The organism is Isoptericola nanjingensis (assembly GCF_050311635.1).
Taxonomy (GTDB): Bacteria; Actinomycetota; Actinomycetes; order Actinomycetales; family Cellulomonadaceae; genus Isoptericola; species Isoptericola nanjingensis.
In genome coordinates, this window is record NZ_JBNOZL010000007.1 from 163,160 (window position 1) to 186,934 (window position 23,775).

The window sequence follows — 23,775 nt, forward strand, 5'->3', positions numbered from 1 at the left end:
GGCAGGCGCCGGTCGCGCACCGGTGGACGGCGCGATCCTGGGGGCAGCCTCCAAGCCCTGGCAGCTCGCGCCGCCGTCCTGTCCTGCGGGATGAGCAGGGCAGGCAGGCGGACGACGCAGGTCGCTGACAGGGGGCCGATGAGTTTCCCGCCGCGCGCGTGTCAGAGGGGTGCGGCACGATCGCCGCGTCCCTCGATGCCGACGGAGGCATGCCCATGAGCTCTCAGCAGACCTTCACCGTGGACGTGCCCGGCGCTGTCCTCACCTACGACGTCCGACTCCCCGACGCCCCCGGCGGGCACCCACCGCTGTTCCTGCTCGGCTCGCCGATGGCGGCGTCGGGGTTCGTCCAGCTCGCGGGCCACCTCGACGACCGCGCCGTCGTCACGTACGACCCGCGCGGTACGGAGCGGAGCACGCTCGCCCCCGACGGCGAGGTCTCGGTGGAGCTCCACGCCGACGACTTCCACCGTGTGGTGGCCGCCGCACGGCCGCTGATCGGGGACGGGCCCGTCGACGTGTTCGCGTCCAGCGGCGGCGCCGTCGACGTGCTGCCGTGGATCGCGGACCACCCCGGCGAGCTCGGCACCGTCGTCGCGCACGAGCCCCCGCTGTGGGCGCTCCTGGAGGACCGCGACGTGCAGCGCCGGGTCACCCAGGACATCGTCGAGACGTACCAGCGGGACGGGTTCGGCCCCGCCATGGCGAAGTTCATCCAGGTCTCCATGCAGGACGCGCCGCTCACCGAGGACTACCTGGCGCAGCCCGCCCCGGACCCGGCGGCGTTCGGCCTGCCCACCGCGGACGACGGCTCCCGCGACGACCTGCTGCTGAACGGGAACATGAAGGCCCTGCCCTGGTTCGAGCCCGACCTCGACGCTCTGCGTCGCACCACCGTGCGGCTGGTGCCCGCCGTCGGCGAGCAGGGGCCCGGCACGATGCCGCGCCGCGGGGGAGAGGCACTGGCCGCGGCGCTCGGCCTCGACGCCGTCCTCTTCCCCGGCGACCACGGCGGCTTCGCGTCCAACGAGTGGTCGCCGGGCAACGACCCGGCGGCCTTCGCGGCCCGGCTGCGGGAGGTGCTCGCCGGCTGAGGGCGAGCGCGCCGTCGGACCCGCGAGACCCGTCAGACCCGCACCCCGGCGTCCCGGCCGATCCGTTCCAGCCCGGCGATGCCCGCGGGGGCGTACTCGAGGTACCGCTCGACGGCGGCGCGGACCTCGGGTCGTGCGGACTCCTCGGGCGGCACGCGGGCGGGGTTGAGCAGCACGGAGTGCGCCCAGACGGCGACGTCCGGGTCCGCCATGAACGTCGCCGCCGCCCGCGCGCCGCGGCCCTGCATGGCCGCCCAGTCGGCGGGCGTGCTCCAGTAGGGCGTCGGCGGGCAGAGGGCGTTCTTCTCGGCGTCCGGTCGGTCGTGTCGGGTGCCCTCCACGTAGCCGACCAGCGCCGCGCAGAAGGGCGGGAACCCCGCCCGCACCGACTGCAGCGTGATCCGCTCGCCCCAGATGGGCAGCGCCGGGCGCACGTGCAGGCCGTACGACGCGCAGTGCACGACGACCGCGCCGTGCGGCACCGCGACCTCGCCGCCGTCGAGCACCAGCCGCCGGGCCTCGACGCGGCGCAGGTGCCCGTCGCGGACCACGCGGGTCACCGACCGCAACAGCTCGAGCTCCCAGCGCCCGAGCGTCGGCGTGCGGGCCATGGTCGGCATCACCGCCGGGTCGATGCGCGTCATCACGTCGGCGTCCTCGAGGCGCAGGAAGAGCTCGTCGGCGGACGAGGCGTCGCAGGCCGCGGCCATGAGGGTCCCCGCCATGCCCAGGAAGACGGCCGGGTCGGGCTGCACCGCGGCGCGGTCGAGCATCCACGGGTCCCGCGGCCGCACCCACTGGATCGCGTCCGGGTCCACGCCGCGCCCGAGCAGCCACACCACGGCGTCGGTCGCCGTCTTGCCCGACCCGACGACGACGTACGCGGCGGCGTCCGCGACGTCGGGCAGCGCGCCCGCGGGGACGACGCGGGCGTCGTCGTCGACGTCGAACGGCGGCGGGCCGACGGCGGGGATGGACGGGGCGAGGTAGCGGGCGTCCACCACCCGCCGGCGCACACGCGGCTCGACGACGTCCCCCGACGCGAGGTCGACGAGCAGGCCGTCGCGATACTCGACGCTGCGGAGCAGCTCGACGCGCCCGGTCGGCAGCAGGCGCTCCTCGAGCACCCCGGCGAAGTAGGCGCAGATCTCGGGGCCGGTGGCGCGCTCGTGCATCCCCCGCTCAGGACCCGACTCCTGGACGCGTCCGGAGCCCAGGCGGGTGGACGCGACCCCGTAGAACTGCGACGCCTGGTGCAGGCGCACGAAGGGGTACGCGTCCAGCCAGTGACCGCCCGCGGCCGTGCGCCGGTCGACGAGCGTCGCGTGCGCGGTCGGGTCGTGGTCGACGATCGCGTCGACGAACGCCATCCCGGCCGCCCCGGCGCCGACGACCAGGTAGTCGGTGTCGATCGAACGGGCCATCGCTCCAGTGGCCATGACTCCAGTGACCCACCGGCGTCACGGGCGGTCAACGGGCGCCGGGGGTGATTGAGGGTGCCCGGGGCGACGCCCGCCCGGGCCGCGCGACGGGCCGTGCGACAGGCCGTGCGACAGGCGGTGCCCAGTTCGCTCGGCGGGTCAGTCGTCGCCGCGCTCCTGGACGACCTTCCCGTCCTGGGTGCCGACGCGGTAGTCGGTCTCGACGCCGTCCACCAGCACCGTGACCGACCAGTGGTAGCGGCCGTCGTCCTCGTCGAGCTCCGCGTCGTCGAGGTCGCCGGCGGACCTCGCGACCGTGCGCTCGATCGCCTGGGTGATCGAGACGGTCGCGTCGGCCAGCGCGCGGCGGTCGTCGGCGTCGAGGTCGTCCTCCTGGGTCCGGACCACCTCGGTGCCGTCGGCGCTGACCTCGACCTCGACGCTGATCGTGCCGGTGGCGACGTCGACCTCCCAGGTGTTGTCGCGGTCCGGGTCGTCGATGGCGTAGGCGGTGCCGCCCGCCTTCCTCTCCGCGGTGGCGATCGCCAGCAGCCCGGCGGCCGTGCGGTGCTCCGGCGCGGCGGACGCGCTCGGGGACGTGGTGTCGTCGGTCGCGCCCTCGTCGGTCGCGGTGTCCTCGGCGGCGGAGGTCGCGGGCGCGTCGGCGGGGGCACCGCCGTCGTCGTCGGCGCAGGCGGTGAGGGTGAGGCCGAGCGCCAGGGCGAGCGCGGCGGGGACGGCGAGGCGGCGTGCGGTGCGGTTGCTCATGTCGACGATCCTCCGGGCGGTCGGTGACCCACGCATGAGATGCGGAGGAGAAGGTCCTCATCTGCCGCCTTGCGGTTGACGCGGCGTCAACCTCTACCGTCGACGTCATGACCCGTTCCATCCAGGACGTCGCCCGGCTCGCGGGAGTCAGCAGCCGCACCCTGCGGCACTACGACCAGATCGGTCTTCTGCCGCCGTCGGGCACCGGCACCGGCGGGCTGCGCCACTACGACGACGCCGCGGTCCGGCGCCTGCAGCGCATCCTGCTGCTGCGCGACCTGGGCCTGCCGCTGACCGACATCGGCCGGGTGCTCGACGAGCAGGCGGACGAGGCCCGCGCGCTGCGCCGGCACCTCGACCAGCTGCGCGCCGAGCAGGACCGGCTGACCAGGCGGATCGCGTCGGTGGAACGGACCGTGACCGCGATCGAGAAGGGAGAACAGCTCATGGCCGAGGACATGCTCGACGGCTTCGACCACACGCAGCACGAGGAGGAGGTGACCGAGCGCTGGGGCGGGGACGCGTACGCGAAGAGCGACGCGTGGTGGCGCGGGCTCGGGGCAGAGAAGCAGAAGGTGTGGCAGGCGCGCACGAAGGAGCTCGCCGACGCCTGGGGCGAGGCCGCCCGCCGCGGCGTCGACCCGACGTCCGACGAGGCGCAGGCGCTCGCCGCCCGGCACGCGGCCTGGCTCGGCGGCATCCCCGGCACGCCGGGGTCCGACCGCGGACGGCCGACGAAGGAGTACGTCGTGGGCCTGGCGGAGATGTACGTGGCCGACCCGCGGTTCGCGAAGAACTACGGCGGCACCGAGGGGGCGACGTTCGTGCGCGACGCCCTCGTCGTCTACGCGGAGCGCGAGCTCTGACCCACCCTGCCCCGCGAGTTGTCAGAGCCACGTCGGCCTCGACGCCTGCAGGGTTCTGACAGCTCGCGAGGGTGGGAGGATGCCCCGGTGAGCGACGACTGGGCGGCGCAGCGCACGGAGGCGGCACGCGTGCAGGCGGAGCGTCTGCGCGCGCGGCAGGACGCCGAGCACACGGAGGCGGAGGCGCTGCTGCGCGACTTCGTCCGGGCCGCGGCGGACGCCGGGCTGGAGCCCGGGCCGCTCGAGGTCAAGGGGTACGGCGGGCGCGGGACGGCGCGCACGTCGCTGCGCGGCTGGTACCTGCGCCACGACCGCACGGCCGCCGTCACGTCCGACGGCACGTTCTACGTGCTCACCGCGCCGCTGACGCTGCTCGACCGGGTGCGCGGCGCGCGCGTCGCGCCGCAGCGCCCGCCGATGATCCTGGGCGCGGGCGGCAAGGACGGCAGCTCGATCGAGCTCGTCGACGCGCTGGAGCGGGTGCTCCCTGGCTGGCGGGACCGCGGGCGGGGCGCCGCGACGTAGCGGTTCGTCGTCGTCCTGCGCGACGACGACGACCGAGCGCTACGTCAGCGCCGCGCCGACCGGCCCGGCGACCTCGGGCAGCGCCAGGTAGCCCGCCCAGGCGCCGTCGTCGAGGCGGTGGGCCGCGGCGTGGAACCCCGGGGCCCGGTTGGTCACGCGCAAGGCCTCGATCGTCGGCGACCCGGCGGGGAGCGGGAAGACGTCGGGTGTGAGGTCGTGCAGCGCGAGCAGGTCGCGCGGGTCGCGGGGGCTCACCCAGCGCCCCACCCGCGCGGGGAACGCCAGCGGCGCGCGGGACTCCACCGCCTCCCGGACCGCCCGGATGCCGAGCGGCGAGCCCGGCGTGAGCAGCAGCGGCACGTCCGGGCCGCCCGTGCGGGCGGTCAGCACCGAGTACGCCACGACGCTGCCGAGCGAGTGCGCGACGACGACGGCGGGCTCGTCGCCCGACGTCGCGTCGGCCAGGGCGTCGGCGAGGCCCGCGTCGATCACCCGCCGGACGGCGTCGTCGTGCAGAGAGGCGTACACGTCCCGTGTCAGCGTGAGCAGGACGGCGGCGCTGACGCCGGGCACGTAGCGGTCCACGAGGGCCAGCGTCGCGACGAGGGCCTCGACGAGGGCGTCTCCGACCACCCCCTCCGCCACGACCGACGCCTCGACGGCTGGTGGGGCGGGCGACGGACCGGCGGGCGACGACGGACCGGCGGGCCGGTGCCCGGCGGCCGTGAGGACCTCGCGCGCGACGTCGAGCACGAACCGCAGCTCGCCGTCCGGCAGGGCGCGCACCAGCCGGGGGAGCGCGGCCGGGTCGGCCGCCAGCGCGTGCACCGTCACCGGGGGCGGTGTGCCGCCGTCGACCAGCCGCTCCAGGGTGTCGCCGTAGTAGACGAAGGACGCGTCGTCGTCCGTCGGCCGCAGCGGGGAGCCCGCGGCCGCGAGGCCCGCGCCGAGCGCGCCGAGCCACTCCGCCTCGAGCGACTCCGGGTCGCGTCCGTCGAGGTCACGGCCGTGGACGAGCACCAGTCGGGTCACCCGGGCGACGGTACCGACCCGTGCCGGCCGGCCCTCGCGGACGCGCCGTGCACGACCCGCCGGGCGCCGGGGGGTGGGCGTGGGACGCTGTGCCCATGGGGAACACGGAGGATGTCGCAGCCCTGGTCGCCGAGGTCGAGCAGCAGGAGCGCGAGCTCGTGCTCACCCGGTTCACTCACGACGACGCGTGGCAGCTCGGCTGCCTCCTCGTCGAGCTCGCCACCGAGCGCGGCCTGGCCGTGACGGTCGACGTCCGCAAGGGGACCCAGCAGGTGTTCCACGCGGCGCGCGAGGGAACCACCGCCAACAACGACTCGTGGGTGCAGCGGAAGGTGCGCGTCGTGGAGCGGTTCGGGGCGTCGTCGTTCCTGGTGGGCCTGCGCGCCCGCGCGAGCGGCCAGGACTTCAACACCCTGCAGCAGCTGCCCCTGCAGGAGTACGCCGCGCACGGCGGCGCGTTCCCCGTGCGGGTCGAGGGCGTGGGGATCGTCGGCGTCGTCACCGTGTCCGGTCTGGCGCAGGCGGACGACCACGCGCTGGTCGTCGAGGCGTTGCGCGTGCAGGCCGCCGGCGGCGCCTGACCGGCGCGACGCCCGCCGTCTACGGTGGCCCCGTGCCTGCGCTGCTCCTGACGAACGCCCGCCTCGCCGACCGGCCCGACCGGCCCGTCGACGTCCTGCTCGACGGCGGCCGGATCGCCGCGGTGACGCCGACGGGCGCCCCCGCCCCGGTGCCGGTGAGCGCGGTACCGGAGCGGGTCGATGTCGACGGTCGCACCGTGGTCCCCGGCCTGTGGGACGCGCACACGCACCTCACGCAGTGGGCGATGGTGCGTCAGCGCCTCGACGTGTCGGCGGCGACGAGCGCGGCACACGCCGCGGCCCTGGTGCGCGACCGCCTCGACCGGGCGGCGCCGCCCACCGACGGCACGCCGCTCGTCGGCTACGGCTTCCGGTGGGCCATCTGGCCGGACGACCCGACCGCGGCGGTGCTCGACGCGGTTGCCGGCGACGTGCCGGTCGTCCTGCTGTCCGGCGACCTGCACAGCGCGTGGGCGTCGACGGCGGGCCTGCGCTTCCTCGGCATCGCGGAGCACCCGACCGGCCTGCTGCGCGAGGAGGAGTGGATGCCCGCCAGCCCGCGCATCGTCACGGTGGACGACGCCGTGGCGGACGCCCTGGTGGTGGACGCGGCGCGCGCAGCCGCCGCGCGCGGCGTCGTCGGGGTCGTCGACTTCGAGGTGGCGGACAACCTCACCGCGTGGCGACGCCGGGTGGCCGGCGGCTGGGACGGCCTGCGCGTGCGCGCCGGCGTGTGGGAGCAGCACCTGGACGCGGTGCTCGGCGCCGGGCTGCGGCACGGTGACCCGCTCGGGGAGCCCGCGGGGTCGGACCTCGTGACGCAGGGCCCGCTCAAGGTGATCAGCGACGGGTCGCTCAACACGCTCACGGCGTTCTGCTTCGAGGAGTACGCGGGCGTGGCAGGCCCGGACGCGCACGGCATCCTCAACATCGCGACCGATCAGCTCGCGCCCCTCATGGCACGCGCGCACGCGGCCGGCCTGCGGTGCGCGATCCACGCCATCGGCGACCGCGCGAACTCCCTCGCCCTCGACGCGTTCGAGGCGTCCGGAGCCCGCGGGTCGGTCGAGCACGCGCAGCTGCTGCGCCCCGACGACGTGGCGCGGTTCGCCGCGCTGGGCGTCACCGCGAGCGTGCAGCCCGAGCACGCGATGGACGACCGCGACGTCGCCGAGGAGCTGTGGCCCGGTCGTACCGCGCGCGCGTTCCCGCTGGCGGAGCTGCGTGCCGCGGGCGTGCCGCTGACCCTCGGGTCGGACGCGCCCGTCGCCCCGCTCGACCCGTGGGTCGCGATCGCCTCCGCCGTCACCCGGTCGCGTGACGGCCGCGCGCCCTGGCACCCGGAGCAGCGGATCGACGTGCGCGCCGCGCTCGAGGCGTCCGTCGACGGCCGGCCGCTGGACCTCGCCGTCGGCGGACCGGCCGACCTGGCCGTGCTCGACGGCGACCCGCTCGCGCTGCCGGCGTCGCACGACCTGGCGTCGCACGACCCGGTGGCGCTGGCCGACGCGCTGCGCGCCACCTCCGTCGCCGGCACGCTCGTCGCGGGCCGCTGGACGCACCACGCCCTCTGACCCCGAACGGTCAGAGGGCGTGGGCGGCCCGGGAGCCGGTCAGCCGCGGAGCTCGGCGATCTCCGCCAGGAGGGTGTCGCGCTGCTCGGCGTCGTCGACGTGCTTCGTCACGACGCGCTCCAGCCGGTCCCAGTCCTCGTGGGCGAGGGCGGAGAACAGCTGCTGCGCCTGCCCGGTGGACAGGTCGAGCGTGGCGAGGCGGGCGAGCAGGCCGGGGCCGGGCTCCGGCTCCGGGTCGGCCTGCTCCTGCGCGGCCTTCCAGCCGACGAACGCGCCGGGGCGGTTGGTGATCATGCCCTCGACCCCGAGGTCGGTGAACCGGGTCCAGTCGGCGGGGGAGTCGACCGTCCACACGAAGACGCCGACGCCGGCGGCGTTGAGGTCCTCGACGACGGACGGCCGGGTCGCCAGCGCCGCGCCGGACGGGTTGTAGTACGTGGCGTGCAGGCGCTCCGCCGTCGCGACCGGGTCGGCGTCGAGAGTGCCGCGCAGCAGGCCGAGCGGGATCTGCGGCGCCCGGTCGTACGCGTACTCCAGCGCCTTCTCGTCGAACGACTGCAGCACCACGCGGTCCTCCATGCCGGCCTCGAGGATCATGTCGACCGTCCGGTCCACCTCCTCGCGGGTCTCCGGCCCCTTGATCTCGAGCAGCAGGTCGGAGCTGCCGGTGTCCATGAGGTCGAGCACCTGCGCGAACGTGGGCACCTTCTCGCCCGTGAACGCGGGGCTGAACCAGGACCCCGCGTCGAGGGAGCCGATGTCCGGCGACCGCAGGAACTCGACGTCGCCCGTCCCGTCCGTCGTGCGGTCGACCGTCTGGTCGTGCAGGACGACGGGGACGTCGTCGGCGGTGGTGTGCACGTCGATCTCGACGTACTCGGCGCCCGCCTTCATGGCGGCGGCGTAGGCGGCGAGCGTGTTCTCGGGGTTGACCGACGAGTAGCCGCGGTGCGCCGCGGTGACGGGCAGGTCGCCGGGCTCGTTCACGACCGGCTTCGGCTCGAGCTCCGTGACGACGACGTCGTCGATGCTCACGCGTGCGCCGTCGGCGGCGAAGCCGAGCACGCCGTCGTCGGTGCGGCCGATGCGGCCCTCCAGCACCTCCTGGCCGTCGTAGACCCAGGTGGCGTGGTCGCCCTGCACCTCGATGGCGATCTGCACGTCCTTGCCGACGCCGGCGTCCGACGGGGCGGACGCCGTGGCGGGCACGTTCCACGCGTTCCCCGCCGTGCGCTCGGCCAGCTCGATGCCGTTGCTCGCCGTCGTCGTGGAGCGCATGGCGGCCTGCCACCACGGCACGCCGCCGGCGGGGTCGATGTCGAGGATCGGCGCGAGCCAGCGCGCCGCGTTGTTCACGGCCTCGAAGCGCACCGTGGCCTCGAGGCGGTAGTTCTCCAGGTGCGGTCCGAACGTCACGCGCCCGATCGCCGCCGGCTCGCCCACGAGGCGGCCGTCCCGGACGGCCCACGCGCCCGACCCGGCCCGCCAGCCGTCGGGCAGCGAGCCGTCCGCGACGTCGTCGAAGTCCTGGGCGTAGACGATGTCGCCGGGCGCGCCGGACAGAGGAGCGGCGGCGAGCGGTGCGGCGGTCGCGACGGGCGGCGCGACGACCGTCGCGCCGAACGAGGCGAGGGACACCCCGGCGGCGACGGCGAACGCGAGCGTGGCGGAGACGGTGCGGGTGCCCGGTGGGGCGAGCAGCGTGCGGCGGCGGGCGGTCATGGTGGTCCTCCTGGCGGTTCGTGGCGGGTCGCCGGGCACGCTAGGAGGGCCGGGTGTCCGGTCCGGGGCCGGGCGCGTGGCCCGTCGGTGACCGTCGGGAGAACTTCCGGTGCCGGTGCAAGACTTCCGGGATGAGCGACCGTGCGGATGCCGAGGGCCGCCTGCGGGCGCGCCTCGCCGAGGTGACCGACCGCCTCGCGGCGCAGCGCCGCGCCGTCGACGGGATCGTCGAGTCCGCGCGCGACTCCAACGCCGACGACGAGCACGACCCCGAGGGCGCGACGCTCGCGTGGGAACGGCAGCAGGCGGCGGCGCTCGCGGCCGAGGCGGAGCGCGAGCGGGACCAGCTCCTCGCCGCGCTCGACCGCGTCGCCGCCGGGACGTACGGCGTCTGCGAGGTGTGCGGCCGGCCCATCCCCGCCGCGCGGCTGGAGGCGCGGCCCGCCGCCACCCGCTGCGTCGAGCACGCGCGCTGAGCGGCCCCGGACGACGCTCGGCGCGGCACGTCCGGCTCACGGCGGCAGCTCGAGCTGCCGCGCCGGGCACGAACTGCCGCTCCGAGGAAGGGCAGCGCGGCGCGACCTGGCAGCATGGCGGCGTGCGCGTGGAGCCGGTGACCCTCGAGGGTGTGGTGACGCACGTCGTCGGGCGGGTCCTCGCCCACGACGACACTTGGCCGGTGCGGGTGCTCGTCGACGGGCACCCGTCCACCCACCCGGAGGCGCTCGCGGACGCGCTGGTCGGGCCGCTGCGCACGGCGGGGCGCCCGGTCGCGCGGGTGCGCGTCCGGGACTTCCTGCGGGCCCGGTCGTTGCGGCTCGAGCGCGGCCGCCGGGACGCCGACGCGCTGCTCGAGGAGTGGATCGACGTCGACGGCCTCAACCGGGAGGTGCTGCGCTCGGTCGTGACGCGGGGCCGGTGGCTGCCGAGCCTGCGCGACCCGGACACCGGCCGCTCGACCCGCGCCGGGTACGAGGACGCACCGTCGGGCACCGTCGTCGTGCTGGACGGGTCGCTCGCGCTGGGGCGCGGGCTCGACGTCGACCTCGCCGTCCACCTCGCGCTGCGACCCGCGACGGAGACGCGGAACACGCCGCTCGACGCGGCGTGGACCCTCACCGCGTACGGGCGCTACCGCCGCGAGGCGCAGCCCGAGCGGCGCGCCGACGTCGTGGTGCGGGTGGACCACCCCGACCGCCCCGCGCTGGTGCTGCCGGGCTGAGCCGCCGGGCCGGCGATCAGCCCCGGCAGAGGCAGAACGGGTGCCCGGCAGGGTCGGCGAAGACGCGGAACGTCTCGCCGCCGCCGGGCAGGCGCTGCGCCCCGACGGCGAGCGCCGCCGCCTCGGCCTCGTCCAGGCTCTGCGGGCCGACCTGCAGGTCGAGGTGCAGCTGCTGCGGGTACTCCGGGTCGGGCCACCGCGGCGCCGAGTAGCCCTCCACCTGCTGGAAGAGCAGGGCCCTGTCCCCGCCGAGCATCGCCATCCCCTCGGCGTCGTAGACGACGGGGTCGCCGAGGACCCCGGACCAGAACGCGGCGGCGGCCGAGGCGTCCGGCACGTCGACGGTGAGGCCCATGATCGTCAGGCCGTCGTTGTCGGGTGCGTGGCACAGGTCGAAGGGGTGGCCGGCCGGGTCCGCCAGGGTGGTCCACTCCGGGCTCTCGCGCAGCACGGTGGCGCCCAGGCCCACCGCCCGCTCGACGGCGGTCGCGACGTCCGGCACGCGCAGGTCGAGGTGCGCCTGCTGCGGGTGCTCCTGGCCGGGCCATCGCGGGGGCACGAGGTCGGGCGCGGGCTGGAAGGCGAGCGACCAGCCGTCGGGGGTGTTCAGCGTGATCCAGTCCTCGCCGTACCCCTGCTGCTCGACCTCGGCGCCCGTGAGCCGCTGCCAGAAGTCGGCCGCGACCGGTGGTGCGGGGACGTCGAAGACCACCGCGTCCAGGGCTGCGACCCGCGTCGTCGTCTCGTCGCTCATGGGGCCCAGCGTGCCGCGGACCTCCGACACCCGCAGCGCGCCGGGGCTGTACACCGGCGCCGGGCGGGGCGATCATGCTGCTCACCGCCGTCGGACGCCCTGGGGGCCGCATGATCGTCGCACCGTTCGGACGCTTCACCGAGGGCCGGGTCCCCGACCCGGGCATCGCGCGGCTGTTCACGCGGGAGAACCGCTGGCAGGCGCGGCTCGACGTCGAGGCGGCGCTCGCGCTCGCGGAGGCCGACGCCGGGCTGATCCCGGCGGAGTCGGCCCGCGCCATCGCGCTCACGGCGCGGATCGAGAAGCTCGACGTGAAGCGGGTGCTCGCCGCGACCGCCGAGGCGAGCCACCCGCTGGTGCCGCTCATCGAGGAGTTCGCGCGCGCCGTCGGCTCCAAGCACGGCGGCTGGGTGCACTGGGGCGCGACGACGCAGAACATCACGCAGACCGCCGACGTGCTGGTGCTGCGCGACGCCCACCGCGCGGTGCTGCGCCAGCTCGGCCGCGTGCTGCGCTCGGCGGGCCGGCTCGCGGAGTCGTCCGCCGCGCTGCCGATGGCGGGCCGCACGCACAGCCAGCACGCCGTGCCCGTGACGTTCGGCTTCAAGGTGGCGGTGTGGATCGACCAGCTCGCGGCGCACGCCGACCGGCTGGAGCGGCTCGACGAGCGGCTGTTCTGCGTGCTCATGGGCGGCGCGGCGGGCACGTTCGCGTCGTTCGGTGGCTCGGGCCGGGCGATCGAGGCGGGCGTGGCGCGGCGGCTCGGGCTGCACCCGATGCGCGTGCCGTCCCGGTCGGTCAACGACGGCATCGTGGAGCTCGTGCTGGTGCTGGCGCAGCTCGCGGGCACGATCGGGAAGATCGGGCGGGACGTCTACACGCTGATGCAGCCGGAGTTCGCCGAGGCGTTCGAGCCGGTCCCCGAGGGCACGGTCGGCAGCTCGACCATGCCGCACAAGCGCAACCCGCAGCTCGCCCTCGACATGCAGACGATGTCGGCGGAGCTGCGCGCCCTCGCGGGCCCGGCGCTCGAGTCGATGCTGCACGACCAGGAGGCGAACGGCGCCATGACTGCCCTGCTCGAGGACGTCTCGGCGTCGGCCGCGGTGCTGGCGGGCGACATGCTCGCGCGCCTCGAGGTGGTGATGGACGGACTGGAGCTCGACCCGGGCCGGATGCGCGCGAACATCCGCCTGTCCGAGGGCATGATCGGCTCCGAGTCCCTCATGCTCGCCCTCGGCGAGAAGATCGGGCGGCAGAAGGCGCACGACGTCGTGTTCGCCGTCGCGCAGGCGACCGCGTCCGACGGCCGCCCGTTCCTCGAGCTGCTGCACGGCGACCCCGTCGTCAGCGAGGCCTTCGACGACGACGAGCTGCGCGCCCTCCTCGACCCGGCGGGCTACCTGGGCCTGAGCACCGAGATCGCGCGGGAGCTCGCGGCGTGCGCGGCCGGGACCGCCGACCGGCTCGAGGCGCTGCCCGCGCGGATCCCGGTCTCCGTCGGGAGCCAGCGGCCCGGCGAGGGGTGAACCCGGGCCGCCGGACGCCGCCCACGGGGCGGCGGCCGCCGGCCGGTGCCATCGTGGACGGATGGAACCTCGGCAGAAGGAGCTCGTGCACCGAGGCCGTGCCGCCCGACGCGCGGCGACGGCGGGGCTCGCCGTCGCGGCGCTCCTGCTGCTGGGCGCGTGCGCGGCGGGCCCGAACCCGGCCGTCGACACGTCGACGATCAGCGGCGTCGGGCCCTACGGGTTCTGGTGGGGCCTGTGGCAGGGCATGATCCTGCCGATCACGTTCATCGTCTCCCTGTTCACGGACACGGTGTCCGTGTACGAGGTGCACAACACCGGCAACTGGTACGACGTCGGGTACGTGCTCGGCATCTCGCTCGTCTTCGGCGGTCCGCTCGGCGCGCGCCGGGCCCGCCACTGACGTCATCGGCGGCCCTCGGCCACCGCGTGCTCGTGCGCCGCACGGGCGATGTTGCGCTGCATCCCGCCGAACACGATCCCGTGGAACGGGCTGATCGCCCACCAGTAGAGCTGCCCCGGCAGGCCGCGCGGGGAGAAGATCGCGCGCTGCCGGAACACGGGTCGGGGTCCCGGCCCGTCCTCGACCGCCAGCTCCAGCCACGCCAGCCCCGGCAGCCGCATCTCGGCGCGCAGCCGGAGCAGCCGCCCGGGCACCACCTTCTCCACGCGCCACCAGTCGAGCGCGTCGCCGGGCTCCAGCCGGAGCGGGTGGCGGCGCCCGCGCCGGAGCCCGGGGCCCCCGAACAGGCGGTCGAGCAGGCCGCGGGCCACCCAGCCGAGGCGCCACGAGTACCAGCCGTGGGCGCCGCCGATGCCCTCGATCACCGACCACAGCGACTCCGGGGTGGTGTCCACCTCGCGCGACCGGTCGTCCACGAGCAGGCTGCCGCCGGCCCAGTCCGGGTCGTCGGGCAGGGGGTCGGACGGCGCGCCCCGCGTGGAGGCCGAGCTCCAGCTGGTCCGCACGTCGAGGTCGCGGATCCGGGCCAGCGCCAGGGCGACCGCGTCGTCGAAGCCGACGAGCCCCTCGGGCGGGTCGGGGACGTACCGCGCGATGTCGTGGTCGCGCGCCACGACCTCGTGCACGAGCGAGCCCACCAGGGGGCGCGCGATCGACGGCGGCACCGGGGTCACCAGCCCGACCCACAGGCTGGCCAGCCGCGGCGTGAGCACCGGCACGGCGCGGATCACCCGGGGCCGCAGCCCGGCGACGGCGGCGTAGCGCTGCATCATCCGGCGGTACGTCAGCACGTCGGGGCCGCCGATGTCGAAGCCGCGGCTGACGTCGCCCGGCACCTCCGCCGCCCCGACGAGGTAGCGCAGCACGTCGCGGACGGCGATCGGCTGGATGCGGTTCTCGATCCACCGCGGGGCCACCATGACCGGCAGGCGCTCGGTGAGGTACCGCATCATCTCGAACGACGCGCTGCCCGAGCCGAGGATCACCGCGGCGCGCAGCACGACGGTCGGGACCTCGCCGTCGAGCAGGATCTCCTCCACCTCACGGCGGGAGCGGAGGTGCGGCGACAGGTCCGCCGTGTCGGGGTAGAGGCCGCCCAGGTAGACGACGCGCCGCAGCCTCGCCTCGGCGGCCGCCTGCGCGAACCCCCGGGCCGTGCGGCGGTCGGTGTCGGCGAAGCCGGAGCCGGAGCCGAGCGCGTGGATGAGGTAGTACGCGACGTCGACGCCCTCCAGGGCGCGGCGCAGGTCGGCGCGCTCCTGGGCGTCGCCCGTCACGACGTCGACGTCGTCCGCCCAGGCCCGCGCGGCGAGGCGCTCGGGATGGCGCGCGAGCACGCGGACCCGGTACCCGGCGGCGAGCAGCTCGGGCACGAGCCGCCCGCCGATGTACCCGGTGGCGCCGGTGACCAGCACGAGCGGGGCGTCGGTCGGCATGGGTGTCGCTCCTGGGTCGTCGGGGGACATCGTCGGTCAGGTCGCTAGCCAGGCTAGCAATATCCGACGACGGATGGCAGGGTGGAGGGGTGCCCGCGGCGCCTCGCCCGCGGCGCCTTCTGACGATCGAGGAGGACCGATGACCGACACGACACCGTCCCCGCGGCTGCAGCAGGTCGTGGTGACCGTGAGCCTGCTGGTGTGCGTCGTGGGCTCGATGATCGGCGTCGGGGTCTTCGGCGGCACCCGGGTCGAAGAGGCCGCGGGCGGCGCGCTCGCGGCCGACGCGACGCTCGTGGCCCCGGCGTCCCCCGCGTTCTCGATCTGGACCGTCATCTACCTCGGCCTCGCGGGGTACACGGTCTTCCAGTGGCTCCCCGCGCACGCGCTCGACGAGCGGCAGCGCCGCCTGCGGGCGCCGGTCGCGGCGACGATGCTGCTCAACGCGGCCTGGATCCTCACCGTCCAGGCGGGCCTGCTGTGGTGGAGCGTCGTGGTCATCGTGGCCCTCCTGGTGATGCTCGCCCGGACGTTCGTGATCCTGGTCCGGACCCCCGCGAGCGGCGTCGCGGAGCGGGTGCTGGTGGACGGCACGCTCGGCCTCTACCTGGGCTGGGTCTGCGTGGCGACCGTCGCGAACGTGGCGGCGGCCCTGACGGCCGCGGGGTTCGACGGCGGGGGCGTGGCGGCCGACTGGTGGGCCGTGGGGATCCTGTCGGCGGTCGCCGCGATCGGTGTCGCCCTCGCCGTGCGCGGGCGCGGGCGGCTCGCCGTCGCGGCGGCGATCGCCTGGGGTCTGGTCTGGGTCGCCGTCGCGAGGTCCGGGGGCGAGCCGACCTCGGCGCCGGCCGCGGCGAGCGCCGTGGCCGCCGCCGTCGTCGTGCTCGGCGCGGCGGTGGTGCTGCGCGTGCGGGCCCTCCGCGCCGCCGCCGTCGCCGAGGCGGGCGCGTCGTGACCGGGGCCGACGCCGGACCCGGCGCGGAGCCCGAGGCCGCCGACGACCACGTCGTCCTGCTCGACGACGCGGGGGCCCCGGCGGGGACCGCGCCGCGCGCCACCGTGCACACCCGCGACACCCCGCTGCACCTCGGGTTCTCCTGCTACCTGTTCCGCCCGGACGGCGGGCTCCTGCTCACGCGGCGGGCGCTGTCGAAGCGGACGTGGCCAGGGGTCTGGACCAACTCGTTCTGCGGGCACCCGCGCCGGGGCGAGTCGTTGGCGCAGGCCGTCCTGCGGCACGGCCGGCACGAGCTCGGGCTGGACGTGGCGACCGACGGCGAGCCCGTGCTCCCGTCGTTCCGCTACCGCGCCGTGGACGCGGGCGGCGTCGTCGAGAACGAGATCTGCCCGGTGCTCTTCGCGTCGGTGGACCGCGACCCGGTGCCGAACCCGGACGAGGTCATGGACTGGCGGTGGGTGCGGCCGCGCGACGCCTCGGCGCTCGTCGACCTCGCTCCCTGGGCGGTGAGCCCGTGGATGGTCGAGCAGGTGCGGGAGCTGCGGACCGCGGGCTGGGCCGCGCCGCGCGCCTAGCCGGACGTCAGGCGGACGCGTCGCCGACGACGGTGCCCGCGACGTCGTCAGGCTCCCGCTCGGCCTCCGCGGCCATGGCCAGCAGGAAGTCCCGCACGGCCGGGCGGGAGCGCGCCGGCACGGCCCGCGCGATCTCGAGCATGCGTGCGTGCACCGGGGCGAGCCGCTCGCGCACCTCGGCGTGCGCCTCGTCGGAGGCGACGACGACCACGGACCGGCGGTCCGACGGGTGCGGGCGCCGCTCGAGATGGCCGGAGGCGACGAGGCGGTCGAGCAGCTTCGTGGTCGAGGCGGTGGAGATCGCCAGGTACTCGGCGAGCCCGCGCGGTGTCGTCGGCTCGCCGTGCCCCTCGCAGGCGATGACGTGCTGGAGCGCGCGGAGGTCGGTGAGGTTCATCTTCATGTCGCGGCCGGCCCGTCGTCGCATCGCCTCGTCAGCGCGGCGGAAGGTCCGCAGGGCCTCCAGGAGGCGGCGGGCCTCCGCGTCGGACTCCTGGTACCAGTAGGAGCCCCCCGTGGGTGCCTGGGTCACGCGCCCATCGTAGTGGCCCGTCATGAGGCTAGTATCTTTCTAGGCTAGCGATATGCCAAGCTAGTGACATCCAGCGAGGAGGTGGGTTGCGTGCAAGGTTCGTCGCCCGACGACCCGGTCGCCCGTGTCGTGGAGGGTGCGGTCCAGCGGCTGCTCGACGACGGTGACCGCCCGGACGACACCCGGCTCTGGCACGCCCTGCGCGGCACGAGCCGCGGCGGGAAGCGGCTGCGCCCCCGGCTCCTGCTCGATGCGTACGACGCGCTCGCTGGCGCGGCGCCGCCAGAACCGCGGGACGTCGCCGTGCGCGTCGCCGCCGCCCTCGAGCTCCTCCACCACGCGTTCCTCGTGCACGACGACGTGATCGACGGCGCGGACACGCGCCGCGGCCGTCCGAACGTGGCCGGGGTGCACGCCGCGCAGGCGCTGGAGTCCGGGGCCAGCGCGCGGCAGGCCGAGGGCTACGGCGCCGCCGCCGGCATCCTGGCCGGGGACCTCGCCCTGGCGGCGGCCGTGCGGGCGGTCGCGCTCTGCGGGGCGTCCCCGGCGGCCACCGAGCAGCTCCTCGACGTCGTCGACGAGGCCATGCACCTCACCGCGGACGGCGAGCTCGCGGACGTCCGCCTCAGCCTCGGGGGGTGCGCCGACCTCGACGAGACGCTGCGGACCGCGGAGCGCAAGACCGCGGTCTACTCCTTCCAGCTCCCCCTGCGGGCCGCGGTGATCCTGGCCGGCCGGGAGGACCTGGACGAGGGCGTCCGGCGACTGGGTCGCGACCTCGGGCTCGCGTTCCAGCTGCGGGACGACCTCGACGGCGTGTTCGGCGACCCGGCCGAGACCGGCAAGAGCAACGCCTCCGACCTGCGGGAGGGCAAGTGCACCCCGCTGGTGGCCCTCGCGCACGGGACCTCGGCGTGGGGCGAGCTGAGCACCCTGCTCGGCGACCCCGACGCCGGGGACGCCGAGCTGCGGAGGGCCCGCGAGCTCCTCGAGGCCTGCGGGGCGCGCGCCGCCGTCGAGACGCTCGCCGCGGACCTCGAGCGGGACGCCGTGGCGCTCGGCCTCGCCCTGGGCCTGGGGGAGCTCGCCGAGAACGTGGCTGGGGCGCACCTCACCCGGGCGTCGAGCGCCGCATGAACGCCGCGACGACATCGAGCGGGGCGGTCCCCGCCGTGCCCGTGGTCGGGGCCGGGGCCGCGGTCGCCGGCGTCGACCCGACGTACGACGCCACGGCCGTGCGCAGCGCCGCGGTGGTCGTGCGCGCCTACTCCACGTCGTTCGGCTGGGCGTGCCGCCTGCTCGGCGACGACGTGCGCGACCACGTGCGCGGCGTCTACGCGCTGGTCCGGGTGGCCGACGAGATCGTCGACGACCCGCGGCCGGGGCTCTCCGTCGCCGAGCGCGGCGAGCTGCTCGACGAGCTCGAGCAGGAGGTGGCGCGAGCGCGAGGACGCGGGCGCAGCAGCAACCTCGTGGTGCACGCGTTCGCGCGTACGGCGCGCCTGTTCGGCATCGGGGACGACCTGGTGGCGCCGTTCTTCGCGTCGATGCGGACCGACCTCACGGTCACCGCCCACGACGAGGCCGGCTTCGCCACGTACGTGCACGGCTCGGCCGAGGTGGTCGGCCTGATGTGCCTGCGGGTGTTCGTCGCCGCCGACGACGCCGCGTACGCGCGGCTGGCCCCGGGCGCGGCCCGCCTCGGGGCGGCGTTCCAGAAGGTCAACTTCCTGCGCGACCTGGCCGAGGACGTGGACCTGCGCGGCCGGTCGTACTTCCCGGGGCTGGACGTGGACGCGTTCGACGACGCCGACCGCGACCGGCTGCTCGCCGACGTCGACGCGGACCTGGCGGCCGCGCGCGTCGCGATCGACGAGCTGCCGCGCAGCTCGCGGCTCGCCGTGCGCGTGGCGCACGACCTGTTCGCCGAGCTCTCCCGACGGCTGGCGGCCACCCCGGCCGCCACGATCCGGCGGGAGCGGGTCCGGGTCCCGGGGCCGGTCAAGGCGCGGCTGGTGGCCGGGGCCCTGGCGAGGGAGGCACTCCGATGAGGGTGGTCGTCGTGGGAGCGGGGATCGCCGGGCTGGCGACGGCGGGGCTGCTCGCCCGCGACGGCCACGAGGTCGAGGTGCTCGAGCGGCACGACGCCCCGGGCGGCCGCGCCGGCTCGTGGGAGCGCGCGGGCTTCCGCTTCGACACCGGCCCGTCCTGGTACCTCATGCCCGAGGTATTCGACCACTGGTTCCGGCTGATGGGGTCGAGCGCCGACCGCGAGCTGGACCTCGTCGGGCTCGACCCGGCCTACCGGGTGTTCTTCGAGGGCCACGACGACGCGCTGGACGTCTCGCCCGACCGGGCCGCCAACGCGGCGGCGTTCGAGGCGATCGAGCCCGGCGCCGGGGAGCGGCTGGAGCGCTACCTCGACTCCGCGCACGACACGTACGACCTCGCGCTGCGGCACTTCCTGTACACGACGTTCGCGTCGTGGCGGCCGTTCGCGCACCGCGACGTCGCGACGCGGCTGCACCGGCTCGGGCCGCTGCTCGGCCGGTCGCTCGGCTCCCGGGTCGCGGCGGCCTTCCAGGACCGGCGGCTGCGCCAGGTGCTGGGGTACCCCGCGGTCTTCCTCGGCTCGTCGCCGGACCGGGCGCCGAGCATGTACCACCTGATGAGCGCCCTCGACCTCGACGGCGGCGTGCGATACCCACAGGGGGGATTCGCGCGTGTGGTCGACGCGGTCGCCGGGCTCGCGGTGGACGCAGGGGTCACCCTGCGCACCCGCGCCCGCGCGACCGCGATCACGACCACCCCGTTCACGCGGAGCGTCGTCGGGAACGGCCCGGGGGCGGCACGGACCCGGCTCCCCGCCCCCGGGTCCCGCCGTCCCCGGGCCGCGGTCACCGGCGTGCGATGGGTGGACGACTCCGGGCGGGAGCACCACGCGCCCGCCGACGTCGTCGTCACCGCGGCCGACCTGCACCACGTGGAGCAGGACCTGCTGCCGCCCGACCTGCGCGACCGGTCGCCCGCGTGGTGGGACCGGCACGACCCCGGCCCCGGCGGCGTCCTGGTGATGCTCGGCGTGCGGGGGCGGGTGCCGCAGCTCGCCCACCACTCCCTGTTCTTCACCGCGGACTGGGGGGAGAACTTCGGCGCCATCGCCGAGGGCCGCGTGCCCGACCCGGCGTCGCTGTACGTGTGCGCGCCGTCCCGCACCGACCCGACCGTGGCGCCTCCCGGGCACGAGAACCTGTTCCTGCTCGTCCCCGTCCCCGCCGACCCCGGCCTCGGGCGCGGCGGCGAGGACGGCGCGGGCGACGCCGCCGTCGAGGCGATCGCGGACGCCGCGATCGACCGGGTCGCCGAATGGGCCGGCGTGCCCGACCTGCGCGAGCGCGTCGTCGTGCGGCGCACCGTGGGCCCGGGCGACTTCGCCGCCGACCTCTCGTCGTGGTCGGGTGGCATGCTCGGACCGGCGCACACGCTGCGCCAGAGCGCGATGTTCCGTGCAGGCAACCGCTCGCGGCGCGTCGCGGGGCTGCTCCACGCCGGCGGGTCGACCATCCCCGGCGTCGGGCTGCCGATGTGCCTCATCAGCGCGGAGCTCGCCGTGAAGCGGGTGCGTGGCGACACGACCGCCCACCCGCTGGCCGAGCCGTTCCCCGAGACCCGTCCGGCCCTCGCCTCCCGGGAGTGATCGCCCTGCACTGGACCTCCTTCGTCTACCTCGCGCTGCTGCTCGGGGCCCTCGCCTCGATGGCCCTCGTGGACCGGCGCGCGCGCCTCGTCCTCTGGTCGGCGCACCCGGGCCGCGGCGCCGCCGTGCTCGCCGTCGGCACCCTGGTGTTCCTCGGGTGGGACCTCGTGGCGATCGGGGCGGGCTTCTACTCCCGTGGCGGCGCCGCCATGACGGGCGTCGAGCTCGCGCCGCACCTGCCGCTCGAGGAGCTGTTCTTCATCCTGTTCCTCTGCTATTTCACGCTGGTGCTGCACGGGCTCCTGCGGCGCGCGGTCGCCCGACGGCGCCCCGCCCGACGCGGGCCCGCCCGCCGCGGCGCGCTCCGTGCGGTACCGGACCCCGTCCGGGAGGCGCGATGACGTACGCCGGGCTCGCGGTCGGCGTCGTCGCCGGCGCGCTCGTCGTCGCGCTGGTCGTGGCGCGCGTCCGCCGCCTCGGCGCCCGGTGGTGGGCGGCGACGGCGCTCGCCGCCGTCGTGCTCGTGGTGCTCACCGTCGTCTTCGACAGCCTGATGATCGCCGCCGACCTGTTCCGGTACGACGATGCCGCGCTCCTGGGCGTCCGCGTGTGGCTCACGCCGCTGGAGGACCTCGCCTGGCCGGTCGTCGCCGCGCTGCTGCTGCCCGCCCTGTGGGCGCTGGCGGGGGACGACGAGCGCGCGGGGGCCGACGCATGACGGCGCCCGTGACCGGGGGACAGGCGGTGGGGCCGGCGGCCGCGCTGCGACAGGTCGTGGGCTCGTCGCGCCCGGTGAGCTGGATCAACACCGCGTACCCGTTCGCCGCGGCGTTCCTGCTGGCGGGCGGGGCCGGCCGCGTCGGCGTCGCGGAGCTGGTGGTCGGCACGCTGTACTTCCTCGTGCCGTACAACCTGCTGATGTACGGGCTCAACGACGTCTGGGACTACGAGTCGGACCTGCGCAACCCGCGCAAGGGCGGCATCGAGGGCGTGGTGCTGTCGCGGCGGTGGCACCGCCTCACGGTGCGCGCCGCCGTCCTCAGCAACGTCCCGTTCCTCGCGTACCTGGTCCTCGTCGGGGATGCCGCCTCCACCGCGGTGCTCGCCGTGAGTGTGTTCGCGGTGGTCGCGTACTCCGCGCCGGGGCTGCGGTTCAAGGAGCGGCCGGTGCTGGACTCGGCGACGTCCGCGACCCACTTCGTCAGCCCCGCCGCCTTCGGCCTGGCGCTGGCGGGCGGCACGGTCACCGGCACCGTCGTCGCCGTGCTGGGGGCGTTCTTCCTCTGGGGGATGGCGTCCCAGGCGTTCGGCGCGGTGCAGGACGTCGAGGCGGACCGCGCCGCCGGGATCGGCTCGGTGGCCACGTGGCTCGGCGCGGCGCGCACGGTGCGCGGGGCGATGGCGGCCTACCTCGCCGCCGGAGTCGTGCTGCTCCTGGCGGGCTGGCCGGCGGCCCTCGCCGCCGTGCTCGTCGTGCCGTACGTCGTGAGCGTCGCGCCGTTCCGGAACCTGCCCGACGACCGCTGCGAGGAGGCGCACGCCGGGTGGCGACGCTTCCTGTGGCTCAACCTCGTCACCGGCTTCCTGGTGACGCAGCTGCTCATCGCCGCCAGCCTGGGCTGGCTCTGAGCTCCAGCTGCCCGTCGGGCACCGGGATCCGGGGCACCCGCGGGCGGGCGTCGCCGGGCGCGTCGATGATCCGGCCGGAGGCGCACCGGTCATCGTGACACGCGCACCCACCGCACGAGCAGCCCGACGGCGAGCACCCCGGCGCCCGTGAGCACCGCGGCCGGCGGCAGCGTCGCGCCCAGCACCACGCATCCGACCAGCCCCACGGCCTGCAGCGCCCGCGGGTAGCGGCGGTGCGCGCCGGTCTGCGTCCAGGCGGCGAGGTTCGCCACCGCGTAGTACGCCAGCACGCCGAACGAGGAGAAGCCGATCGCACCGCGCAGGTCCACCGTGAGCACCAGGGCGACCACGACGACGGCGACGGCCACCTCGGCCCGGTGCGGTACCCGGAACCGGGGATGGACGGCGGCGAGCGGCCGCGGCAGGTCGTCCTCGCGCGCCATGGCGAGCGTCGTCCGGCCCACGCCGGCGACGAGGGCGAGCAGCGCGCCGAGCGACGCGGCGGCCGCGCCGACGCGCACGACGACCCCCGCCCACGGCACCCCGTCCACCGCGGCGGCCAGGGGTGCGGGCGCGGCCGCCGTCCCCGCGAGCCCGAGCGCCGCGAGCAGCGTGACCGCCACGGTCGCGTAGACCACGACGGCGCCGCCCAGGGCTCCGACGATCGCGCGGGGGATGGTGCGGGCCGGGTCGCGCACCTCCTCGCCGAGCGTCGCGACGCGCGCGTACCCGGCGAACGCGAAGAAGAGCAGCCCCGCGGCCTGGAGGACGCCGTAAAGCACCGTGCCGGTGCTGGCGGGGACCGTCGCGACCAGCGTCGCCGTCGGGCCGGGGGCGTCCGCCGGGCCGCCGGCGAGGGCCACGGCGACGGTCACCGCCAGCGAGAGCAGCACCACGACCACGATCCACCGGGCCAGCCGCGCGGTGCGCGTGACGCCGCGATAGCTGACGGCCGCCAGCGCGACGACGGCGAGCGCTGCCACGGGCCGCTCCCACCCGGGCGGGGCGGCGTACGCGGCGAACGTCAGCGCCATCGCCGCGCAGCTCGCCGTCTTGCCGATCACGAACCCCCACCCGGCGAGGAACCCCCACCACGGGCCGAGCCGCTCGCGCCCGTACACGTACGTGCCGCCCGAGGCGGGGTACTGCGCCGCGAGCTGCGCGGACGACGTCGCGTTGCCGTACGCGACGACCGCCGCGACGGCGAGGGCGAGCAGCAGCGCCGCGCCCGTGCCGGCGGGAAGCACGGCCGCGGCGGCGGGGGAGAAGGCGGCGAAGACGCCGGCCCCGATCATCGACGACAGGCCGATCACGACGGCGTCGGTGGTGGTGAGGCGGCGCGCGAGCTCGGTCACGGGTCGATCGTGCCGTGCAGGCCGCCGACAGGGGATCTTGCG

General features: G+C 76.2%; 25 protein-coding genes. 17 read left to right on the plus strand and 8 right to left on the minus strand.

What is annotated here, in order from left to right; all coding sequences use genetic code 11:
* The first annotated feature begins 215 nt into the window (after positions 1-215).
* The gene (locus tag ACQP6G_RS15185; protein ID WP_429765442.1) at positions 216-1,094 is read left to right on the plus strand and encodes an alpha/beta fold hydrolase; all 879 of its coding nucleotides are present in this window, start codon (positions 216-218) and stop codon (positions 1,092-1,094) included.
* A 32-nt stretch (positions 1,095-1,126) separates the two neighbouring features.
* On the opposite strand, the gene ACQP6G_RS15190 is transcribed toward ACQP6G_RS15185, so the two are convergent.
* Positions 1,127-2,518 (minus strand): pyridine nucleotide-disulfide oxidoreductase, encoded by a 1,392-nt coding sequence (locus ACQP6G_RS15190; protein WP_429765443.1) that lies wholly within the window; start codon positions 2,516-2,518, stop codon positions 1,127-1,129.
* Positions 2,519-2,674: 156 nt separating this feature from the next.
* Positions 2,675-3,283 carry a hypothetical protein gene (locus ACQP6G_RS15195; protein ID WP_429765445.1) on the minus strand — a complete coding sequence of 203 codons (609 nt, stop codon included), beginning with the start codon at positions 3,281-3,283 and terminating at the stop codon, positions 2,675-2,677.
* Positions 3,284-3,390: 107 nt separating this feature from the next.
* On the opposite strand from ACQP6G_RS15195, the gene ACQP6G_RS15200 reads away from it, so the two are divergent.
* Positions 3,391-4,149: a MerR family transcriptional regulator gene (locus ACQP6G_RS15200; protein WP_429765447.1), complete on the plus strand. Its 759-nt coding sequence runs from the start codon at positions 3,391-3,393 to the stop codon at positions 4,147-4,149.
* An 87-nt stretch (positions 4,150-4,236) separates the two neighbouring features.
* Positions 4,237-4,674, plus strand: a complete 438-nt coding sequence (locus ACQP6G_RS15205) for a hypothetical protein (RefSeq protein WP_429765448.1) — start codon at positions 4,237-4,239, stop codon at positions 4,672-4,674.
* A 39-nt stretch (positions 4,675-4,713) separates the two neighbouring features.
* Here the strand turns inward: ACQP6G_RS15205 and ACQP6G_RS15210 are convergent, their stop codons facing one another.
* The gene (locus ACQP6G_RS15210) at positions 4,714-5,706 is read right to left on the minus strand and encodes a hypothetical protein (RefSeq protein ID WP_429765449.1); all 993 of its coding nucleotides are present in this window, start codon (positions 5,704-5,706) and stop codon (positions 4,714-4,716) included.
* Positions 5,707-5,801: 95 nt separating this feature from the next.
* On the opposite strand from ACQP6G_RS15210, the gene ACQP6G_RS15215 reads away from it, so the two are divergent.
* Both ACQP6G_RS15215 and ACQP6G_RS15220 read left to right on the plus strand, forming a co-directional pair.
* Complete coding sequence (locus ACQP6G_RS15215; protein ID WP_429765451.1) at positions 5,802-6,287, plus strand: heme-degrading domain-containing protein; 486 nt, start codon at positions 5,802-5,804, stop codon at positions 6,285-6,287.
* A gap of 32 nt (positions 6,288-6,319) precedes the next feature.
* On the plus strand, positions 6,320-7,861 hold the full coding sequence (locus tag ACQP6G_RS15220) for an amidohydrolase (protein ID WP_429765453.1): 1,542 nt from the start codon (positions 6,320-6,322) through the stop codon (positions 7,859-7,861).
* A 39-nt stretch (positions 7,862-7,900) separates the two neighbouring features.
* Here ACQP6G_RS15220 and ACQP6G_RS15225 read toward each other — a convergent pair whose 3' ends face one another.
* Positions 7,901-9,583: a glycerophosphodiester phosphodiesterase family protein gene (locus tag ACQP6G_RS15225; RefSeq protein WP_429765454.1), complete on the minus strand. Its 1,683-nt coding sequence runs from the start codon at positions 9,581-9,583 to the stop codon at positions 7,901-7,903.
* Between the two features lie 131 nt (positions 9,584-9,714).
* Between ACQP6G_RS15225 and ACQP6G_RS15230 the strand changes: the two genes are divergently transcribed.
* Positions 9,715-10,059 carry a TraR/DksA family transcriptional regulator gene (locus tag ACQP6G_RS15230; RefSeq protein WP_429765455.1) on the plus strand — a complete coding sequence of 115 codons (345 nt, stop codon included), beginning with the start codon at positions 9,715-9,717 and terminating at the stop codon, positions 10,057-10,059.
* Between the two features lie 122 nt (positions 10,060-10,181).
* Positions 10,182-10,805 carry a nucleoside/nucleotide kinase family protein gene (locus tag ACQP6G_RS15235; RefSeq protein WP_429765457.1) on the plus strand — a complete coding sequence of 208 codons (624 nt, stop codon included), beginning with the start codon at positions 10,182-10,184 and terminating at the stop codon, positions 10,803-10,805.
* Between the two features lie 16 nt (positions 10,806-10,821).
* On the opposite strand, the gene ACQP6G_RS15240 is transcribed toward ACQP6G_RS15235, so the two are convergent.
* Entirely contained in the window at positions 10,822-11,559 is a 738-nt protein-coding gene (locus ACQP6G_RS15240) for a VOC family protein (RefSeq protein WP_429765458.1), read from the minus strand.
* A 110-nt stretch (positions 11,560-11,669) separates the two neighbouring features.
* On the opposite strand from ACQP6G_RS15240, the gene ACQP6G_RS15245 reads away from it, so the two are divergent.
* A complete protein-coding gene (locus ACQP6G_RS15245; RefSeq protein WP_429765459.1) occupies positions 11,670-13,088 on the plus strand; it encodes a class-II fumarase/aspartase family protein in 1,419 nt (472 codons plus the stop codon).
* Positions 13,089-13,149: 61 nt separating this feature from the next.
* Positions 13,150-13,491, plus strand: coding sequence for a hypothetical protein (locus ACQP6G_RS15250; RefSeq protein ID WP_429765460.1), 342 nt, complete (start codon positions 13,150-13,152; stop codon positions 13,489-13,491).
* A gap of 2 nt (positions 13,492-13,493) precedes the next feature.
* Here ACQP6G_RS15250 and ACQP6G_RS15255 read toward each other — a convergent pair whose 3' ends face one another.
* Positions 13,494-15,017 carry an SDR family oxidoreductase gene (locus ACQP6G_RS15255; RefSeq protein WP_429765461.1) on the minus strand — a complete coding sequence of 508 codons (1,524 nt, stop codon included), beginning with the start codon at positions 15,015-15,017 and terminating at the stop codon, positions 13,494-13,496.
* Positions 15,018-15,126: 109 nt separating this feature from the next.
* Here ACQP6G_RS15255 and ACQP6G_RS15260 point away from each other — a divergent pair, with 109 nt between their 5' ends.
* Together ACQP6G_RS15260 and idi are read left to right on the plus strand one after the other, a co-directional pair.
* Entirely contained in the window at positions 15,127-15,942 is an 816-nt protein-coding gene (locus ACQP6G_RS15260) for a TspO/MBR family protein (RefSeq protein ID WP_429765462.1), read from the plus strand.
* Positions 15,939-16,520, plus strand: a complete 582-nt coding sequence (idi, locus tag ACQP6G_RS15265; protein WP_429765464.1) for an isopentenyl-diphosphate Delta-isomerase — start codon at positions 15,939-15,941, stop codon at positions 16,518-16,520. Before ACQP6G_RS15260 ends, idi begins: the two co-directional genes overlap by 4 nt.
* 7 nt (positions 16,521-16,527) lie before the next feature.
* Here the strand turns inward: idi and ACQP6G_RS15270 are convergent, their stop codons facing one another.
* The gene (locus ACQP6G_RS15270) at positions 16,528-17,052 is read right to left on the minus strand and encodes a MarR family winged helix-turn-helix transcriptional regulator (protein ID WP_429765465.1); all 525 of its coding nucleotides are present in this window, start codon (positions 17,050-17,052) and stop codon (positions 16,528-16,530) included.
* Positions 17,053-17,142: 90 nt separating this feature from the next.
* Here ACQP6G_RS15270 and ACQP6G_RS15275 point away from each other — a divergent pair, with 90 nt between their 5' ends.
* The 6 genes from ACQP6G_RS15275 to ACQP6G_RS15300 are packed head-to-tail and all read left to right on the plus strand — an operon-like array spanning position 17,143 to position 22,378.
* A complete protein-coding gene (locus ACQP6G_RS15275; RefSeq protein WP_429765466.1) occupies positions 17,143-18,189 on the plus strand; it encodes a polyprenyl synthetase family protein in 1,047 nt (348 codons plus the stop codon).
* Complete coding sequence (locus ACQP6G_RS15280; RefSeq protein WP_429765467.1) at positions 18,186-19,103, plus strand: phytoene/squalene synthase family protein; 918 nt, start codon at positions 18,186-18,188, stop codon at positions 19,101-19,103. Before ACQP6G_RS15275 ends, ACQP6G_RS15280 begins: the two co-directional genes overlap by 4 nt.
* Entirely contained in the window at positions 19,100-20,749 is a 1,650-nt protein-coding gene (gene crtI / locus ACQP6G_RS15285) for a phytoene desaturase family protein (protein ID WP_429765468.1), read from the plus strand. Before ACQP6G_RS15280 ends, crtI begins: the two co-directional genes overlap by 4 nt.
* The gene (locus ACQP6G_RS15290; protein WP_429765469.1) at positions 20,746-21,150 is read left to right on the plus strand and encodes a lycopene cyclase domain-containing protein; all 405 of its coding nucleotides are present in this window, start codon (positions 20,746-20,748) and stop codon (positions 21,148-21,150) included. Before crtI ends, ACQP6G_RS15290 begins: the two co-directional genes overlap by 4 nt.
* Positions 21,147-21,467, plus strand: coding sequence for a lycopene cyclase domain-containing protein (locus ACQP6G_RS15295; protein WP_429765471.1), 321 nt, complete (start codon positions 21,147-21,149; stop codon positions 21,465-21,467). Before ACQP6G_RS15290 ends, ACQP6G_RS15295 begins: the two co-directional genes overlap by 4 nt.
* Positions 21,464-22,378 (plus strand): prenyltransferase, encoded by a 915-nt coding sequence (locus ACQP6G_RS15300; RefSeq protein ID WP_429765472.1) that lies wholly within the window; start codon positions 21,464-21,466, stop codon positions 22,376-22,378. Before ACQP6G_RS15295 ends, ACQP6G_RS15300 begins: the two co-directional genes overlap by 4 nt.
* Positions 22,379-22,467: 89 nt before the next feature.
* Here the strand turns inward: ACQP6G_RS15300 and ACQP6G_RS15305 are convergent, their stop codons facing one another.
* Positions 22,468-23,733: an APC family permease gene (locus ACQP6G_RS15305; protein ID WP_429765474.1), complete on the minus strand. Its 1,266-nt coding sequence runs from the start codon at positions 23,731-23,733 to the stop codon at positions 22,468-22,470.
* Positions 23,734-23,775 lie beyond the last annotated feature (42 nt).

Coding starts and splice junctions, on each gene's coding strand:
- ACQP6G_RS15250 (WP_429765460.1), top strand. CDS start 13,150: ATGGAACCTCGGCAGAAGGAGCTCGTGCACCGAGGCCGTGCCGCCCGA.
- ACQP6G_RS15245 (WP_429765459.1), top strand. CDS start 11,670: ATGATCGTCGCACCGTTCGGACGCTTCACCGAGGGCCGGGTCCCCGAC.
- ACQP6G_RS15260 (WP_429765462.1), top strand. CDS start 15,127: ATGACCGACACGACACCGTCCCCGCGGCTGCAGCAGGTCGTGGTGACC.
- ACQP6G_RS15240 (WP_429765458.1), bottom strand. CDS start 11,559: ATGAGCGACGAGACGACGACGCGGGTCGCAGCCCTGGACGCGGTGGTC.
- ACQP6G_RS15280 (WP_429765467.1), top strand. CDS start 18,186: ATGAACGCCGCGACGACATCGAGCGGGGCGGTCCCCGCCGTGCCCGTG.
- ACQP6G_RS15200 (WP_429765447.1), top strand. CDS start 3,391: ATGACCCGTTCCATCCAGGACGTCGCCCGGCTCGCGGGAGTCAGCAGC.
- crtI (WP_429765468.1), top strand. CDS start 19,100: ATGAGGGTGGTCGTCGTGGGAGCGGGGATCGCCGGGCTGGCGACGGCG.
- ACQP6G_RS15190 (WP_429765443.1), bottom strand. CDS start 2,518: ATGGCCCGTTCGATCGACACCGACTACCTGGTCGTCGGCGCCGGGGCG.
- ACQP6G_RS15215 (WP_429765451.1), top strand. CDS start 5,802: ATGGGGAACACGGAGGATGTCGCAGCCCTGGTCGCCGAGGTCGAGCAG.
- ACQP6G_RS15195 (WP_429765445.1), bottom strand. CDS start 3,283: ATGAGCAACCGCACCGCACGCCGCCTCGCCGTCCCCGCCGCGCTCGCC.
- ACQP6G_RS15225 (WP_429765454.1), bottom strand. CDS start 9,583: ATGACCGCCCGCCGCCGCACGCTGCTCGCCCCACCGGGCACCCGCACC.
- ACQP6G_RS15230 (WP_429765455.1), top strand. CDS start 9,715: ATGAGCGACCGTGCGGATGCCGAGGGCCGCCTGCGGGCGCGCCTCGCC.
- ACQP6G_RS15295 (WP_429765471.1), top strand. CDS start 21,147: ATGACGTACGCCGGGCTCGCGGTCGGCGTCGTCGCCGGCGCGCTCGTC.
- ACQP6G_RS15185 (WP_429765442.1), top strand. CDS start 216: ATGAGCTCTCAGCAGACCTTCACCGTGGACGTGCCCGGCGCTGTCCTC.
- ACQP6G_RS15255 (WP_429765461.1), bottom strand. CDS start 15,017: ATGTCCCCCGACGACCCAGGAGCGACACCCATGCCGACCGACGCCCCG.
- ACQP6G_RS15300 (WP_429765472.1), top strand. CDS start 21,464: ATGACGGCGCCCGTGACCGGGGGACAGGCGGTGGGGCCGGCGGCCGCG.